15 protein-coding genes are annotated in these 15044 nt (G+C 67.8%); 11 read left to right on the forward strand and 4 right to left on the reverse strand.

The features are described from left to right. Window positions 1-27: 27 nt before the first annotated feature. From LXB15_RS10460 to LXB15_RS10485, 6 genes are all read left to right on the forward strand, one after another. On the forward strand, window positions 28-819 hold the full coding sequence (locus tag LXB15_RS10460; protein WP_233953007.1) for a metallophosphoesterase: 792 nt from the start codon (window positions 28-30) through the stop codon (window positions 817-819). 293 nt (window positions 820-1112) lie between these two features. Continuing rightward, a complete protein-coding gene (locus tag LXB15_RS10465) occupies window positions 1113-2129 on the forward strand; it encodes a heme-binding protein (RefSeq protein WP_233953008.1) in 1017 nt (338 codons plus the stop codon). 239 nt (window positions 2130-2368) lie between these two features. After that, window positions 2369-3079 (forward strand): hypothetical protein, encoded by a 711-nt coding sequence (locus LXB15_RS10470; RefSeq protein ID WP_233953009.1) that lies wholly within the window; start codon window positions 2369-2371, stop codon window positions 3077-3079. 201 nt (window positions 3080-3280) lie between these two features. Next, window positions 3281-4207, forward strand: a complete 927-nt coding sequence (locus LXB15_RS10475; RefSeq protein ID WP_233953010.1) for a Gfo/Idh/MocA family protein — start codon at window positions 3281-3283, stop codon at window positions 4205-4207. Between the two features lie 21 nt (window positions 4208-4228). Beyond that, on the forward strand, window positions 4229-5578 hold the full coding sequence (locus LXB15_RS10480) for a nucleotide sugar dehydrogenase (protein ID WP_304502393.1): 1350 nt from the start codon (window positions 4229-4231) through the stop codon (window positions 5576-5578). Next, entirely contained in the window at window positions 5578-6849 is a 1272-nt protein-coding gene (locus tag LXB15_RS10485; protein WP_233953011.1) for a cytochrome P450, read from the forward strand. The genes LXB15_RS10480 and LXB15_RS10485 overlap by 1 nt, the downstream gene beginning before the upstream one ends. On the opposite strand, the gene LXB15_RS10490 is transcribed toward LXB15_RS10485, so the two are convergent. Beyond that, window positions 6839-7186: a cupin domain-containing protein gene (locus LXB15_RS10490; protein WP_233953012.1), complete on the reverse strand. Its 348-nt coding sequence runs from the start codon at window positions 7184-7186 to the stop codon at window positions 6839-6841. The genes LXB15_RS10485 and LXB15_RS10490 overlap by 11 nt on opposite strands. A 120-nt stretch (window positions 7187-7306) precedes the next feature. Further along, window positions 7307-8584: an O-acetylhomoserine aminocarboxypropyltransferase gene (locus tag LXB15_RS10495; RefSeq protein WP_233953013.1), complete on the reverse strand. Its 1278-nt coding sequence runs from the start codon at window positions 8582-8584 to the stop codon at window positions 7307-7309. 57 nt (window positions 8585-8641) lie between these two features. Between LXB15_RS10495 and LXB15_RS10500 the strand changes: the two genes are divergently transcribed. Beyond that, window positions 8642-9889, forward strand: coding sequence for a Gfo/Idh/MocA family protein (locus LXB15_RS10500; protein ID WP_233953014.1), 1248 nt, complete (start codon window positions 8642-8644; stop codon window positions 9887-9889). Between the two features lie 220 nt (window positions 9890-10109). Further along, window positions 10110-11858: a diguanylate cyclase gene (locus tag LXB15_RS10505; protein ID WP_233953015.1), complete on the forward strand. Its 1749-nt coding sequence runs from the start codon at window positions 10110-10112 to the stop codon at window positions 11856-11858. A 39-nt stretch (window positions 11859-11897) separates the two neighbouring features. Here the strand turns inward: LXB15_RS10505 and LXB15_RS10510 are convergent, their stop codons facing one another. Together LXB15_RS10510 and LXB15_RS10515 are read right to left on the reverse strand one after the other, a co-directional pair. Beyond that, on the reverse strand, window positions 11898-12428 hold the full coding sequence (locus LXB15_RS10510; RefSeq protein ID WP_233953016.1) for a CoA-binding protein: 531 nt from the start codon (window positions 12426-12428) through the stop codon (window positions 11898-11900). Continuing rightward, window positions 12425-13243, reverse strand: coding sequence for an enoyl-CoA hydratase (locus LXB15_RS10515; RefSeq protein WP_233953017.1), 819 nt, complete (start codon window positions 13241-13243; stop codon window positions 12425-12427). Before LXB15_RS10515 ends, LXB15_RS10510 begins: the two co-directional genes overlap by 4 nt. Before the next feature lie 127 nt (window positions 13244-13370). Between LXB15_RS10515 and LXB15_RS10520 the strand changes: the two genes are divergently transcribed. The 3 genes from LXB15_RS10520 to rpsI all read left to right on the forward strand — a co-directional run bounded on the left by LXB15_RS10520 (window position 13371) and on the right by rpsI (window position 14932). Then, on the forward strand, window positions 13371-13796 hold the full coding sequence (locus tag LXB15_RS10520; RefSeq protein ID WP_233953129.1) for a PaaI family thioesterase: 426 nt from the start codon (window positions 13371-13373) through the stop codon (window positions 13794-13796). A 195-nt stretch (window positions 13797-13991) separates the two neighbouring features. Further along, a complete protein-coding gene (gene rplM / locus LXB15_RS10525; RefSeq protein WP_233953018.1) occupies window positions 13992-14456 on the forward strand; it encodes a 50S ribosomal protein L13 in 465 nt (154 codons plus the stop codon). Beyond that, window positions 14456-14932 carry a 30S ribosomal protein S9 gene (rpsI, locus tag LXB15_RS10530; RefSeq protein ID WP_233953019.1) on the forward strand — a complete coding sequence of 159 codons (477 nt, stop codon included), beginning with the start codon at window positions 14456-14458 and terminating at the stop codon, window positions 14930-14932. Before rplM ends, rpsI begins: the two co-directional genes overlap by 1 nt. Window positions 14933-15044: the final 112 nt, after the last annotated feature.

Here is a 15044-nt window from a genome sequence, read left to right on the forward strand (position 1 = left end):
TGTCGACACCGCGGGATTGAAAGAGCGATGCTGAGAGAGACGCCCTCACGGGTCATCGCCATCGGCGACGTGCACGGCGCCGCGGATCTGCTGGCGGCGCTGCTCGCCGGCCTCGACGACATGTCGCCCGGCTGGCCGGTGTATTTCCTCGGCGACATCGTCGACCGCGGCCCCGAAAGCCGGCGGGCCATGGATCTCGTGGCGGCAACCCTCGCCGCACGGCCCTGCTCGAAGCTGCTGCTCGGCAATCACGACGACTGGCTGCTGCGTTTCCTGGAGGACCGGCTGTCGCTGGAGGAGGCGCTGCACTGGCTGGCCCAGGGCGGCGGCGACACCCTCCGCTCCTACGGCGTCCCGCCGGGGGCCGATCTCTGGCAGTCGCGCGAGCATGTGCTCCGGCACCGGCCGAACCATCTGGCCCTCCTGGCCGACGCGTCGCTCATCGAGCGGATCGAGGGCTTTGCCTTCGTGCATGCGGGCGTCGATCCGGCCCGGCGCCTCGACGAACAGACCCGCCACGACTGCCTTTGGATGCGCGAGCCGTTCCTTAGCCATGTCGGGCATCTCGACCACGTCGTCGTGCATGGCCACACGCCGCTGAAGGACGGCCGCCCGGTGGTCACCGAGAACCGGATCTCGATCGACACGGCCGCGGTGCTCGGCGGTGCGCTGACGGCGGTGCGCGTCGATGCGTCGGAGCACACCGTCGACTTCCTGCAGGTCCGGCCCCGCGGCCGGGTCGCCGCCGTCGAGCCGCGCCGGCTCGATCGCGGCCTCGGCACGGTTCTCGACCGACCCCCTTCCGCCGTCCGCGGCTAGGCCGGACGCAGGGCAAAAAAAGGGGCGGCACGAGGCCGCCCGAGTAAGGCTGGAGTATCAGGTCATGAAAAACCCGATGTGAGCCAAATGCGCGTCGCCGCCAAAGGTTGCAGGGGGCATCGCGATTTCCCGGAGATCCAAAAATAGGCCCGGTCCGAATCCCCGCCCGGCCGATCGTTTGCAACGCAACCATCCCGGCATGTCGACGTTATCGCGGGAAGCCCGCCGCAGTGCCTCACCGCAGAGAACCGGTTCTGCCTGCGACCAAACGGAATGACTTCAGGAGTCCAACGATGTTTCGCGACAAGCCCAGTACCTACGATCGCCTTGCCGACGCTTTGAGCGGCATCGGCGAGCGCCTTGCGGAACTCGAGGAGCAGGCGGTCGAGCGCTTCCATCCCGCACCGAGCCGTGCCGAGCGCGTCCGCCGCGCCATCTCCCGGAACATGCCTTTCCATTCCGAGCCGACGGGCGTCGCTCGTTATCTGCCGGACTTCATGACCGGCTGGAACATGCCCTCCGGTGGTGACGCGCGGCGCCACATGCTGTCGCTGCGCGATTCGGCAGGCGACAGCGTCGATGATGCGCGCGGATATTTCGCCGACGCCCGCCGGCATCTGCCGGACATGCGCCTGCCGCGCTTCGCGAGCTTCCGCCGCGGCATGGAGACCGAACGCGGTCTGGACTACCTGCGCAATCGTCCCGAGCTGACCGCTGTTCTCGTGGTCGGCGGCGCGGTGGCCGTCGTCGGCGCCACCTACTACGTCACGAAGAAGATCCAGGACCACGCGGAGGAGCCGGACTACGACGTCGTCCGCGAGGACGGGGCGATCGAGATCCGCGACTACGACGCGATGATCGTCGCCGAGACGATCAAGAGCGGCTATCACGAGAAGGCCCGCCGCGCCGGCTTCGAGACCCTTGCCGACTACATCTTCGCCCGCAATCGCGAAGGCAAGAAGATCAAGATGACCACGCCGGTCATGCAGCAGCTGGCGGAGGGCGAAGGCCGCACCAAGGGCTGGGCGATCCGCTTCGTCATGCCGAAGAAGTACACGCTCGCCAGCCTGCCGCAGCCCGCAAGCAGCGACGTCACGTTGAAGGACATGCCCGCCCGGCGGATGGCGGCGATCCGCTTCTCCGGCAATTTCAGCGCCACGCTGGCCAGCAAGCAGCTGATGAGCCTCTACAACTATCTTGCCGACAACAACCTGAAGCAGAAGGGCGACCCGCAATATGCGTTCTACAACCCGCCCTGGACGCCCGGCTTCATGAAGCGCAACGAAATCCTGATCGAGATCGAACGCTGATTACGGCCGATGCTGCTGCTCGCAGCCGGTCATGTTGAAGATGAGGCCCGCTTAGGCGGGCCTTTTTCTTGTCTGCTCCATCATGGTGCCGGTCGGCAGCGTCCGAGACTCAAAGCTGTTTCGTTAAAATGCGCAGAATTAACCGCGTTTCGAACATTACTTTGCACGCCTGCTGTTAATCTTGCGGAAGATCATAGTTTTGCCGTCATATCGGGCATCGACGACAGGAGGACAAAGCCGTGAAGATTTCCGTAGCGCTTGCCGCCGCTGCCGGCGTCCTTGCGGCAAGCCCCAGCCTCGCCGGCGGCCGCCCGACGGCCTGCTACGAGCCGGTCCGCTCGCCCGCCCTCTATTCCACCGTGGCCGAAGACGTGCTCGTTAGGCCCGCCAGCGTGGTCTACGACGTCGTGCCGGCCCGGTACGGCTACGCCACCCGCGAGGTCCTGGTCGAGCCGGAGCGGGTCATCGCGGAACGCATCCCTGCGGAGTACACCACGGTGGCGCGCCAGGTCCTGCTGCAGCCCGAACGCGTGATCCGCCGTGCCGCGCCTCCGGTCTACCGTACCGTCACCGAAACCGTGCTGATCGAGCCGGCGCGCGAAACCTGGGAGTGGCGGGTCATCGGCGGCAGGCGGGTCTATTGCCGGATCGTCCTGCCGGCCCGTTACGGCACACGCGAGCGCACCGTGGTCGAGCGCGGAGAGAGCTGGGACGAGGTGATCCCGGCCGAATACGGCATCGAGCATGTCCAGGTGATGCTCGCCCCGGAGCGGTATGTGCAGCACGTCATTCCGGCCCGCTACGAGACGGTCCGGGAACAGGTGATTCTCGAGCCGGAGCAGACCGTCGCCCGCGAGATCCCGGCGCAGTACGAGACCCGGCATCGCACCGTGAAGGTCCGCGACGAGGCCGCCGGCTGGCGGCAGGTGCATCTGCGCGGAGCCTGCTGAGCGCCCGGCAGCCAGCCCTCGTGACCCTCTTCCCGCCGCGCTGATCGGCCGGGCCCTCCCTGCCGCGGCGCGGCTGCCCATTGCCGAAGCCGCCCTCGACTTCTAGAACGCGCCACAGGCCGTCCCTGCCGAACGGGGCGGGCATCGGCGCCGGCCTGCACGCAGCCCGGGCCGGAATGCAAACGGCGCAAGGAAGACATCTTGGAAGAAGCGGTGAGAATCGGCGTCATCGGCTGCGGCGTGATGGGCAGGAACCACGTCCGGGTGCTGGCCGACACGAAGGGCTTCGAACTGGTCGGCATCGTCGACCACAATCTCGACGTCGGGGAAGCGGCGGCGGGCGCCAGCGGCGCGGCTGCCTGCGCCACGGTGGAGGAGCTCATCGCGCTCGGCGTCGATGCCGCGGTGGTGGCGCTGCCCACCTCGCTGCACCACGACGTCGGCGCGCAACTGATCCGCGCGGGCATCCACGTCCTGATGGAAAAGCCCATCGCGCGGACGGTCGAGGAGGCGCATGCGCTGATCGCGCTCGCCGAGGCGCACGACCGCCGGCTGATGGTCGGCCACGTCGAGCGGTTCAATCCGGCGATCGAGGGCCTGCGCCAGGCGATCGGCGAGGAGGAGATCCTGTCCGTCGCGGTCACCCGCGTCGGTCCGTTCCCGCCGCGCATCGGCGACGTCGGCATCGTCATCGACCTCGGCGTCCACGACATCGACCTGATCCGCTGGCTGACCCGCTCGGAGATCGTCGACCATCAGACCCTGGTCTCGCGCACCATCGGCGAGCACGAGGACATCGCCTTCATGCAGTTCCGCATGGCCAACGGGGCACTGGCCAGCATCAACACCAACTGGCTGACGCCGTTCAAGCAGCGGCGGATCGACGTCTCGACGCGCCACCGCTTCATCAGCTGCGACATGCTGCTGCGGACCGTGTCGGAATTCTCGCGCTACCAGCCGGATGGAGGCTATCTCCACCGCAGCCTCGGCATCGGCTTCCACGAGCCGCTGAAGGCGGAGCTGCAGGCGTTCCGGGCGGCGATCCTCGGTACGGCGCCGGTGGCCGTTACCGGCGCCGACGGCGCCCGGGCGCTGGAGATCGCCCTCACGGCACTGCGCGATGCCTGAGCGCCCGGCCCGGCAAAAGCGGTGACCGAGACTTCCGCCCCCTCGCCCGCCGAGAACCTCGCCCGGCTGCTGTCGACGCATGCGGCGACCGTCGGAATCATCGGGCTCGGCTATGTCGGACTGCCGCTGGCGGCGGCGACGGCACGCGGTGGGTTTCGCACCGTCGGCTTCGACATCGATCCGCAGAAGATCGAGGCGCTGAACGCCGGCCGGTCGTATATCGACGCCGTCGCGCCCGAGGTGGTGGCCGGGCATGTCGCGAGCGGCCGGTTTCGCGCCAGCGGCGACTTCGCGGAGCTGGCGGCCTGCGACGTCATCGCCATCTGCGTTCCGACGCCGCTCTCGCGCCACCGCGAGCCCGACCTGCGCTTCGTGGTCGCCACGGCGGAGACGATCGCGCAGCGCCTCAGGCCCGGCCAGCTCGTCGTGCTGGAATCGACGACCTATCCCGGAACGACCGAGGACATCGTCCGGCCGATCCTCGAGGCGGGCGGCCTTGCAAGCGGCACGGACTTCTTCCTCGCCTTCTCCCCGGAGCGCGAGGATCCGGGCAACGCGACCTACCGCACCGCGACGATCCCGAAGGTCGTCGCCGGCGACGGACCGGCGGCCGCCGAGCTGGTCGAGGCGTTCTACCGGTCGGTCGTCGAACGCGTCGTGCGGGTGTCCTCGCCGAAGGTCGCGGAAGCCGCCAAGATCACCGAGAACATTTTCCGCTCCGTCAACATCGCGCTCGTCAACGAGCTGAAGACGATCTACGACGCGATGGGCATCGACGTCTGGGAAGTCATCGACGCGGCGGCGACCAAGCCTTTCGGCTACATGCCGTTCTATCCCGGGCCCGGGCTCGGCGGGCACTGCATCCCGATCGACCCGTTCTACCTCACCTGGAAGGCGCGGGAGTTCGGCCTCGCCACCAAGTTCATCGAGCTGGCGGGCGAGATCAATCTCGCCATGCCGCGCTACGTCGTCGAGCGGCTCGCCGTCGCCCTCGATCGGCACCAGCGAGTCTCGCTAGGCGCGGCACGCATCCTGCTGCTCGGCCTCGCCTACAAGAAGAACGTCTCCGACATCCGCGAGAGCCCGTCCTTCGAACTGATCCGCCTGCTCGAGCAGCGCGGCAGCCGCACGGACTACCATGATCCCTTCGTCGAGACCGTGCCGGTCACGCGCGAGCACGCCGCGCTCGCCGGGCGCCGCTCGGTGGCGCTGACGCCGCAGGCGCTGGCGGATTACGACGCGGTTCTGGTGGTCACCGATCACGACCGGGTGGACTATGCGATGGTCGCCGCTCACGCCCGGCTCGTCGTCGACACCCGCAACGTCTTCCAGCGGCTCGGCCTTTCCGGCCCACCCATCGTCAAGGCCTGATGTCGCGGGCCCTTCCCCGTCGCTTCGACGTTGCGGGCGGTGTGCTCCGCCTCGATCCGGGCGAGCCGGATTTCTACGAGGATCCGTATCCTTCCTACGGCGAACTGCACCGCCATGGCGGTATCGCCCGGTGGGCCGAGACCGGCTCGCTCGCCGTTGCGGGCCACGCCACGGTCGCCGCCCTGCTGCGCGACCGGCGCTTCGGCCGCATCCTTCCCGCCGGCCCCGACGGCCGGCCGGACTACCGCGACATGCCGGCGCATCTGGCGGATTTCTACGCGATCGAATCGTGCTCGCTGCTGGATCTGGAACCGCCGACCCACACGCGCCTTCGCAGCCTCGTCACCCGCGCCTTCGTCTCGCGCCGGATCGAGCGGCTTGCGCCGCGGATCGGCGAGATCGCCGACGAACTGATCGACGGGTTCGCCGCAGACGGCACGGTCGAGCTGGTCGAGGCGTTCGCGACGCCGCTGCCCGTGCGGGTCATCGCCGAGCTGATCGGCGTCCCGGCCGCCGACGCCCCGCTGCTCGTCGATTGGTCGCACCGGATGGTGGCGATGTACCGGCTCGGCCGCACGCGCGCCGTCGAGGAGAGCGCCAACGCGGCCGCGCGCGACTTCGCGACCTACCTGCGGACGGTGATCGCCGAGAAGCGGCGGCGGCCGGCGGATGACCTCGTCTCGGCATTGATCGCGGCGGAAAGCGACGGCGGCCGCCTCGACGAGGCCGAGATGGTGGCGACGCTGGTGCTGCTGCTCAACGCCGGGCACGAGGCGACGGTGCACCAGATCGGCAACGCGGTGAAGGCGATCCTCGAGTCTGGCCAGGACCCTGCGACGCTTTTCTGCGACGTCGATTCAACCGCCGCCACGGTCGAGGAGTGCCTGCGCTTCGACACGCCGCTGCATCTCTTCGAGCGGGTGGCGCTGGAATCGGTCACTCTGGCGGAAGGCTGGCAGATCGAGCGCGGCGGCCGTGTCGCCCTGCTGCTGGGCGCCGCCAATCACGATCCGTCTGTCTTCGAGCGTCCCGGCGAATTCGCGCCCGGGCGGCCGGCCCGAGCCCATGTCTCGTTCGGCGGCGGCATCCATTTCTGCATCGGCGCGCCGCTGGCGCGGCTGGAACTGGCGATCGCGCTGGGGACGCTGTTTCGACGCCTGCCGGACCTGTCCATCGCCGCCGCGCCGCATTACCGCGACAGCTGGCATTTTCGCGGGCTGGAGCGGCTCGAACTTCGCTTCCGGCCTCAAGGTACGACGCTTAAACCTTGATGACGTAGTGTTTCCTCGTCGGCTCGACGACCGTCCAGCGGCCCTTGAAGCCGGGGCGGATGACGAAGCTGTCGCCTGCCACGAGCTTGACCGGCTCGCCGCCCTCCTCGGTGAGCACCGAGACGCCCTCGATGATGTGAAAGAACTCCCACTCGGTATACTCGATCTCCCACTCGCCGACCGTCGACTCCCATATTCCGGCATAGAGCCCGTTGCCGTCGTCCTCGAGATTCCAGGTCTTGTTGGTGGGCCGGCCGCTGCGGATCTTCTCCCTGGCCGGCGCGCCGTTCTCGACCGGTACCAGGGCCTTGTCGAAGCGGACGAAATGGTCGGTCATGGTGGTTCCTCGTCGTTGCCGGCGGCCGGAGATCGGGTGCGGCGGCCGGAAAAGCAAGCGGCAACGCGAAGGGCCGGACGCACCTGGCGTCCGGCCCTTCGATTGAAGCGTGAAGCCGCGTCAGACCTTGGCGAGCGCCTGGTCGAGGTCGGCGATGATGTCGGCGACATTCTCGATGCCGATCGACAGGCGCACCACGTCCGGCCCGGCCCCCGCGGCGATCTTCTGCTCGTCGGCGAGTTGCTTGTGCGTGGTCGAGGCGGGGTGGATGACCAGCGAGCGCGTGTCGCCGATATTGGCGAGGTGCGAGAACAGCTCCAGCGCCTCGACGAAGGTGACGCCGGCCTCGAACCCGCCCTTGAGGCCGAAGGTGAAGACCGCGCCGGCGCCCTTCGGCGAATATTTCTGCATCATCGCGTGGTTCGGGTGGTCGGCGAGCCCCGAATAGGACACCCAGCTCACCTTCTCGTGGCCCTTGAGGTGCTCGGCGACCGCCTTGGCGTTGTCGCAGTGGCGCTGCATCCGCAGCGGCAGCGTCTCGATGCCGGTCAGGATCATGAAGGCGTTGAAGGGCGAGATCGCCGGTCCGAGATCGCGCAGGCCGAGCACCCGGCAGGCGATGGCGAAGGCGAAATTGCCGAAGGTCTCGTGCAGGACGATGCCGTTATACTCCGGCCGCGGCTGCGACAGCATCGGGTAGCGGTCGGTCGCCGACCAGTCGAACGTGCCGGCGTCGACGATCGCCCCGCCCATCGAGTTGCCGTGCCCGCCCATGAACTTGGTCAGCGAATGCACGACGATGTCGGCGCCGTGCTCGATCGGCCGGCAGAGATACGGCGTCGCCATGGTGTTGTCGACGATCAGCGGAATGCCGTGCTTCTGGGCGATCGCCGCGATCGCGGCGATGTCGACGACGATGCCGCCGGGATTGGCGATCGACTCGATGAAGATCGCCCGGGTCTTGTCGGTGATCGCCGCCTCGAAGCTTCCGATGTCGTCCGGGTCGGCCCATTTCACCCGCCAGTCGAAGGACTTGAAGGCGTGGCCGAACTGATTGATCGAGCCGCCATAGAGCTTGCGCGAGGCGACGAACTCGTCGCCCGGCTGCATCAGGCTCTGGAAGATGATCAGCTGCGCGGCATGGCCCGAGGCCACCGCGACGGCGGCGGTGCCCCCCTCGAGCGCCGCGACCCGCTCCTCGAGCACCGCCTGGGTCGGGTTCATGATGCGGGTGTAGATGTTGCCGAACTGCTGGAGTCCGAACAGCGACGCCGCATGGTCGACATCGTCGAACACGAAGGACGTCGTCTGGTAGATCGGCGTGGCGCGGGCGCCGGTGGTCGGATCCGGCTGGGCCCCGGCATGGATGGCGAGCGTTTCGAAACCTGGTCCTGACATGTCGTCTCTCTCCCTTCCTGCCTGACCCGCGGCGTCTGGCCGGGCGGCAGCATTGCTTTGGACTGGAATTACCACGCCGGAGAGGGCGTCGCGAGGCATGGCGCGCTGCAAATGCAGGACCCCGCGAGGCGTTTGTCTTGCAACGGAACGTGGCGCGGCAACATTCCCCCCGCAACAGACAGCAAGGATGGAACAGCGATGCCGAGCCCCGAGGGAAAGATCCGTTATGCCGTGGTGGGAGCCGGATGGATCGCACAAGGCGCGTTCATGCCGGGCGTAGGCCAGACGACGAACTCGGTGCTGGCCGCCGTCGTCACCGGCGACCCGGAGAAAGCCCGGGGCCTCGGCGACCAATACGGCATCAAGGGCTACGGGTACGAGGACTACGCAACCCTTTTGGCGAGCGGAGAAATCGACGCCGTCTATATCGCGACGCCGAACTTCCGGCACCGCGAGTTTGCCGAGCCGGCACTCGCGGCGGGGATCCACGTGCTTCTCGAAAAACCGATGGCCGCTAGCCTCGCCGACGCCGAGGCCATCAAGGCTGCCGCCGAGGCGTCGGATGCGAAGCTGATGGTGGCCTATCGCCTGCACTGCGAACCGGGCACGCTGGCCATCGTCGAGGCGATCCGGGCCGGCGAGATCGGCACACCCCGCTTCTTCACCTCGACCTTCTCGCAGACCGTAAAGGCGTCGAACCACCGCGCCCTGAACGGCTACTGGGCAGGCCCCGTGCCCGACATGGGCACCTATCCGATCAACGCGGTGCGCAATTTCTTCGAAGCCGAGCCGATCCGCGTCATGGCGTTCGCCTCGCGGGTCCCAGAGCGCGATCTCGGCTGCGACGACACGGTCAGCGTCATCCTCGGCTTCCCCGAGGGACGCAGCGCCAGCTTCACGGTCAGCTATTCGGCGGACGGCATCAGCCGGATGCATGTGGTCGGCAGCGACGGCGTCATCGAGGCGTCGCCCGCCTTCGGATTCGGCGAGGGTACCGCGATCGATTTTCGCCTCACCAAAGGCGGCAAGACCGAGGAGCGCACGGCGCCGGTGGTGGATCATTTCGGCGGCGAGACCGACTATTTTTCCGACTGCATCCTGAACGACCGCGAACCGGAGCCCGATGGCGAGGAAGGCTTGCTCGACATGATCGTCCTCGACGCCATCGAGAAGGCCATCACGAACGGCCAGCCACAGGAACTGGCGCCGCGCTCGCGTCCGCGCCGTATCGAGGCCGAGCAGCTGCGGAAATTGCCGCTGGCGGCGGTGCCGGACTTCGTCAATACCGACGTGCCGATGGAATAGCGCTCGCTGCGCATCCGCCCTATACCCCGATGGCCGTTAATTCCCCGCAGCGGCAGCGAACGACACTGCCATCGACGGATGGCGACCACATCCGTGTGGATGCCTGAAACGGGGACGTCTGAACAATTCGTTCAGGACCGAGGTTCTATAGCCGGCAAACTGCTGCCGGGCGGCTGCCGCTCGGCCGGAGCGTCGCGTCGGGTGGAGGAGATGCAGAGGCATGCGCGAATTCCTGTCGGCCATGAACCGCTTGCGCGATCGGACGAGCATGAAGCAGCAGTCGGCGCTGCTGACCGCGCTGCTCTCCATCCTGGTCGTCGCGGCGATGACGATGGCGACCACGATCCTCATCCGGGACCGCGCGGTGGAGATCGCCAACCACCAGATGACCGACCTTGCCCAGTCGATGGCGGATCGTCTCGACCAGGAAATGTTCGAACGTTTCCGCGAGATCGGCAATTTCGCGTCGCTGCACCCCTTGCGCGACAGCTGGGATGGCGACCCGGACGCGATCCGTCGGCTGCTGGACCAGATGCAGAGGACGCTGCCGCGCTATGCCTGGATCGGCTATGCCTCGCTCGACGGCGAGATCCAGGCAGCGACCGGCGGCACGCTCGAAGGCGTGTCGGTCGCGGAGCGTCCCTGGTTCGTCGCGGGGGCCCGGGCGACCTCCGCACTCGACCTGCACGAAGCCAAGCTGCTGGCGGACATACTCGGCCCGTCCGAAGACGGCGCGCCGTTCCGCTTCGTCGACGTCGCTGCCCCGGTGCGCGACGAGGCGGGCAATGTCCGGGGTGTGCTCGGCGCGCATCTGAGCTGGTCCTGGGCGCAGTCCGTCCGCAGCTATCTACTGGGGGCCCTCGAGCCGGAACTGCGGACCGATCTCTGGGTGACGGCCTCGGATGGCAGCGCCATTCTCGGCGCGCCGTATGGCCAGCCGGTCCTTTCGCCCGGCCAGTTGCAGATCGCCCGCCAGACCTTCGTCGGCGACGAGGGCGACGGGACCTACCTCGCGGCGGCCGTTTCCACCAAGGGCTTCGAGACCTACCCGGGGCTCGGCTGGATCGTCGTCGCCAAGCGCCCGATGTCTGTCGTCCTGGCGGACGCCAACCGGGTCACGCTGGCGATCGCGCTGATTGGCACGTTCGCGGCCCTGGCCGGCATCGCCGCGTCCTTCCTGATCGCCGGGCGGGTGACGCGTCCCCTGACGCGCCTCGCCGCCGACGCGGACAGGCTGGGCCGCGCGGCTGCGGAGACCAGCGTGTTCGACCGCCAGCGCGGCTCGTCGGACATCCTGCGGCTGTCCAACTCGCTGCGATCCCTCATGCGCCGCGTGGATTCGGCCGAGAGCCGCGCCACGGAAGTGCGCGACCTGATGGAGCGGTCCGAACAGGCCCATTCCGTCCAGACGCTCGAGCACCGCGAAACCGTCCGCAGGCTGCGGTACCTGGCCGACACCGATCCGCTGAGCGGCCTGATGAACAGGCGCAGCTTCCTCGGTGATGCCCAGGACATCATGGCCTTCTACCGCCGCTACGACCGCACGTTCGCCGTCCTGATGATCGACATCGACCATTTCAAACGGGTCAACGATGCGCACGGCCATGCCGTCGGCGACGAGGTGATCAGCGCCGTCGGCCGGGTGCTCGCCGAAGCGGTCCGGGAGACCGACCGCGTCGCCCGATTCGGCGGCGAGGAATTCGTGGTGCTGCTGCGTGAAGTCGACGCGGCGGCCCTCGCGACCTGGGCGGAGCGGGTGCGCCGCGCCGTCCATACCGCGGTCGTGGCGACCGAAGCCGGACCGGTGAGCGTCACCGTCAGCATCGGGGCGACATTGGTCGCGGCCGGCGACCGCGATGTCGAGGACGTGCTTCGTCGGGCCGACGTCGCGCTCTACCGCTCGAAGTCCAACGGTCGAAACCGGCTGACGGTGTCCCCCGCCCCGGACAGCGGAATGAAGGCCGCCTGAGCGGGCGATGCACAGGGTTCGGCCCTGGCGCTCCTGGCCCTATGGCCGCGGACCGAGACCGTAGCTCTGATAGCCCGAGCCGCGGGTCGGCTTCTTCGACGAGATCACCCGCGAGTTGACCCCGTTCCAGCCGATCTCGCCGGAGAGCCGGGCGAACTCGATCTTCGGGCAGCGATCCATGATCACCGTCAGACCGGCCGCCTCGGCCCTGGCCGCGGCTTCGTCGTTGCGCACGCCGAGCTGCGTCCAGATGACCTTGGGCAGCGGGTCCAGCGCCAGCACCTCCTCGACGATGCCGGGCATCGCGTCGGCGGCGCGGAAGACGTCGACCATGTCGATCGGCTCGGGAATGCTGGCAAGGTCCGCATAGACGCCCTGCCCGAGGATTTCCCCGCCGGCGAGCCCGGGATTGACCGGGATGACGCGGAAACCCTTCGCGATGAGATATTTCAGCACGAAATAGGAGGGCCGGATCTCCTTGGCGCTGGCGCCGACCATCGCGATGGTGCGGACGTCGGTGAGGATGCGGCGGATGGTGGCGTCGTCGTAGCGCAGCGGGCCGGCGCTCATTCGTGCGTCCATTCCGGCTTGCGCTTCTCCAGGAACGCGCCGATCCCCTCCTCCGCGTCCCTTGCCAGCATGTTCTCGACCATCACGCCGGCGGTATAGGCGTAGGCGTCCGCCAGCCCCATCTCGGCCTGGCGGTAGAAGGCCTCCTTGCCGGTCTTGACCGTGGCCGCGGATTTCGAGGCGATGGTGGTGGCGTATTTGCCGACCACGGTGCCGAGATATTCCGGCGGCACGACCCGGTTCACCAGACCGAAATCACGGGCGCTGCGGGCGTCGATCGTCTCGCCGGTCAACAGCATCTCCATCGCGTGCTTCGGCGACAAATTGCGCGACAGCGCCACCATCGGGGTGGAGCAGAACAGGCCGATATTGACGCCGGGCGTGCAGAACTGCGCCTCCTCCGACGCGATGGCGAGGTCGCAGGAGGCCACCAGCTGGCAGCCGGCGGCGGTCGCAAGGCCGTTCACCTCGGCGATCACCGGGTTCGGGTGGCGGACGATCGCCTGCATCAGCTCGGCGCATTTGCGCATGGTGAGCGCGAAGAATTCGCGGCCGCGGTCGGGGTCGCCGCGATGCGCGGTGAGTTCCTTGAGGTCGTGGCCGGCGGAAAACACCCTGCCCTCGCCGGCAATGACCACGACGCGGTTGGTCTTGTCCGCCGCCGCTTCGGCAAGGCCCGCCAGCAACGCGTCCATCACCGCCAGCGACAGGGCGTTCGCCGGCGGGGCGGCAATCACCAGGCGCGTCAGGCTCGGCGCCCGCTGGACGACGACCGGTCCCGGCGCCGCCGTGTTGAGTTCGAGAATGTCTGCCATGCGATCCGCCGTGCTGCGTTCGGGCCGGGTGGCCTTTCGGTCGGCAGCTAGATAGGACGATTTCCACCTCTCCGCCAACGCTGCCCTGCCGCAGCCCTGCCCAAGGACACGCATCGTGCAGCCGATCATGAATTGCGCCGCGATCAATCGCTTCCTGGAGAGCGATTTTCCGCAGCTCGGCGGGAAGGACGGCGGCTATTGCGTCGTCGATGTGGATTCCGGCACCGCCGTGCTGCGCCTGATGGCCGGGTCGCAGCATCTGCGGCCGGGCGGCACGGTTTCCGGCCCGACGCTCTTCGCGCTGGCCGATGTCGGAGCCTATGTCGCGATCCTCGCCCATATCGGGCCGGTGGCGCTCGCCGTCACCACGAATCTCTCGATCAACTTCCTGCGCAAGGCCGGGCCCGGCGCGCTGCTCGGCCGCGCCCGCATCCTGAAGCTCGGCAAGCGCCTCGCCGTGGTCGAGGTGGCGATCACCCCGGAAGGCGATGATGACCCGGTCGCGCATGCCGTCGCCACCTATTCGATCCCGCCGAGGGACGCGCTGGCGTAGCAGGTAATTGAATACCGTAAGGCGTCCAGGCCCTGACAGGCGGGGGATTGGCAGCCGCATGACGTGGTGCTTTTGCGTTGACAGGACGGCGCCCAGCCCGTATGTCAGCCCGCAGAGAGAGCGGCCGTGCGCCGCCCTTTTCGTTTGGCGGCCGCAGCGGTTGCCTCATGCTCACGAACGACCCAAAGGCAACCCATGAAAACCTTCTCGCAGAAGCCCGAGACGGTGGAAAAGAAGTGGATTCTGATCGACGCCGAAGGGCTCGTCGTCGGCCGCCTCGCTTCCATCGTTGCGCTTCGCCTCCGCGGCAAGCACAAGCCGACCTTCACCCCGCATGTCGACGACGGTGACAACATCATCATCGTCAACGCCGACAAGGTGGTGTTCACCGGCAAGAAATACGCCGACAAGACCTATTACTGGCACACCGGCTACGCCGGCGGGATCAAGGAGCGCAAGGCGCGCGAGATCCTCGAGGGCCGCTTTCCGGAGCGCGTCGTCGAAAAGGCCGTCGAGCGCATGATCCCGCGCGGTCCGCTCGGCCGCCGGCAGATGAAGAACCTCAGGGTCTATGCCGGCGCGGAACATCCGCACGTGGCGCAGAACCCGGTGGCGCTGGATGTCGGCGCGATGAACTCCAAGAACATGAGGGCCGTTTGATGTCCCAGCTCTCTTCACTCGAGGAACTCGGCTCGGCCGAGACCATCACCCAGCCGGAAGCGCCGGTCTACGTCCAGAAGCTCGACCAGTTCGGCCGCGCCTATGCGACCGGCAAGCGCAAGGACGCCGTCGCACGCGTCTGGATCAAGCCGGGCACCGGCAAGATCACCATCAACGAGCGCGACTTCGGCACGTATTTCGCCCGTCCGGTCCTGCAGATGGTGCTGCGCCAGCCGATCGTCGCGGCCAATCGCGACGGCCAGTTCGACATCGTCGCGACGGTGGCCGGCGGCGGTCTCTCCGGCCAGGCCGGTGCGGTCCGTCACGGCATCTCCAAGGCGCTGACCTATTACGAGCCGGGCCTGCGCGCCGTGCTCAAGAAGGGCGGCTTCCTGACGCGCGACTCGCGCACGGTCGAGCGCAAGAAGTACGGCAAGGCGAAGGCCCGCCGGTCCTTCCAGTTCTCGAAGCGCTGATCGACCAGCGTTTCGCATCGAAGCAGAAAGGGCCGCCGGAGAGATCCGGCGGCCCTTTTTCGTTGCGGCTGCTTTTCGTGAGGATCGTAGCTGGTTTACGGCATTGAGCCGC

The organism is Aurantimonas sp. HBX-1, from assembly GCF_021391535.1.
Lineage (GTDB): Bacteria > Pseudomonadota > Alphaproteobacteria > Rhizobiales > Rhizobiaceae > Aurantimonas.

Bases quoted from the DNA above. Each gene is read 5' to 3' on its own strand.
- LXB15_RS10460 (WP_233953007.1), top strand. From the start codon at position 28: ATGCTGAGAGAGACGCCCTCACGGGTCATCGCCATCGGCGACGTGCAC.
- LXB15_RS10465 (WP_233953008.1), top strand. From the start codon at position 1,113: ATGTTTCGCGACAAGCCCAGTACCTACGATCGCCTTGCCGACGCTTTG.
- LXB15_RS10485 (WP_233953011.1), top strand. From the start codon at position 5,578: ATGTCGCGGGCCCTTCCCCGTCGCTTCGACGTTGCGGGCGGTGTGCTC.
- LXB15_RS10490 (WP_233953012.1), bottom strand. From the start codon at position 7,186: ATGACCGACCATTTCGTCCGCTTCGACAAGGCCCTGGTACCGGTCGAG.
- LXB15_RS10495 (WP_233953013.1), bottom strand. From the start codon at position 8,584: ATGTCAGGACCAGGTTTCGAAACGCTCGCCATCCATGCCGGGGCCCAG.
- LXB15_RS10505 (WP_233953015.1), top strand. From the start codon at position 10,110: ATGCGCGAATTCCTGTCGGCCATGAACCGCTTGCGCGATCGGACGAGC.
- LXB15_RS10510 (WP_233953016.1), bottom strand. From the start codon at position 12,428: ATGAGCGCCGGCCCGCTGCGCTACGACGACGCCACCATCCGCCGCATC.
- LXB15_RS10515 (WP_233953017.1), bottom strand. From the start codon at position 13,243: ATGGCAGACATTCTCGAACTCAACACGGCGGCGCCGGGACCGGTCGTC.
- LXB15_RS10520 (WP_233953129.1), top strand. From the start codon at position 13,371: ATGAATTGCGCCGCGATCAATCGCTTCCTGGAGAGCGATTTTCCGCAG.
- rplM (WP_233953018.1), top strand. From the start codon at position 13,992: ATGAAAACCTTCTCGCAGAAGCCCGAGACGGTGGAAAAGAAGTGGATT.
- rpsI (WP_233953019.1), top strand. From the start codon at position 14,456: ATGTCCCAGCTCTCTTCACTCGAGGAACTCGGCTCGGCCGAGACCATC.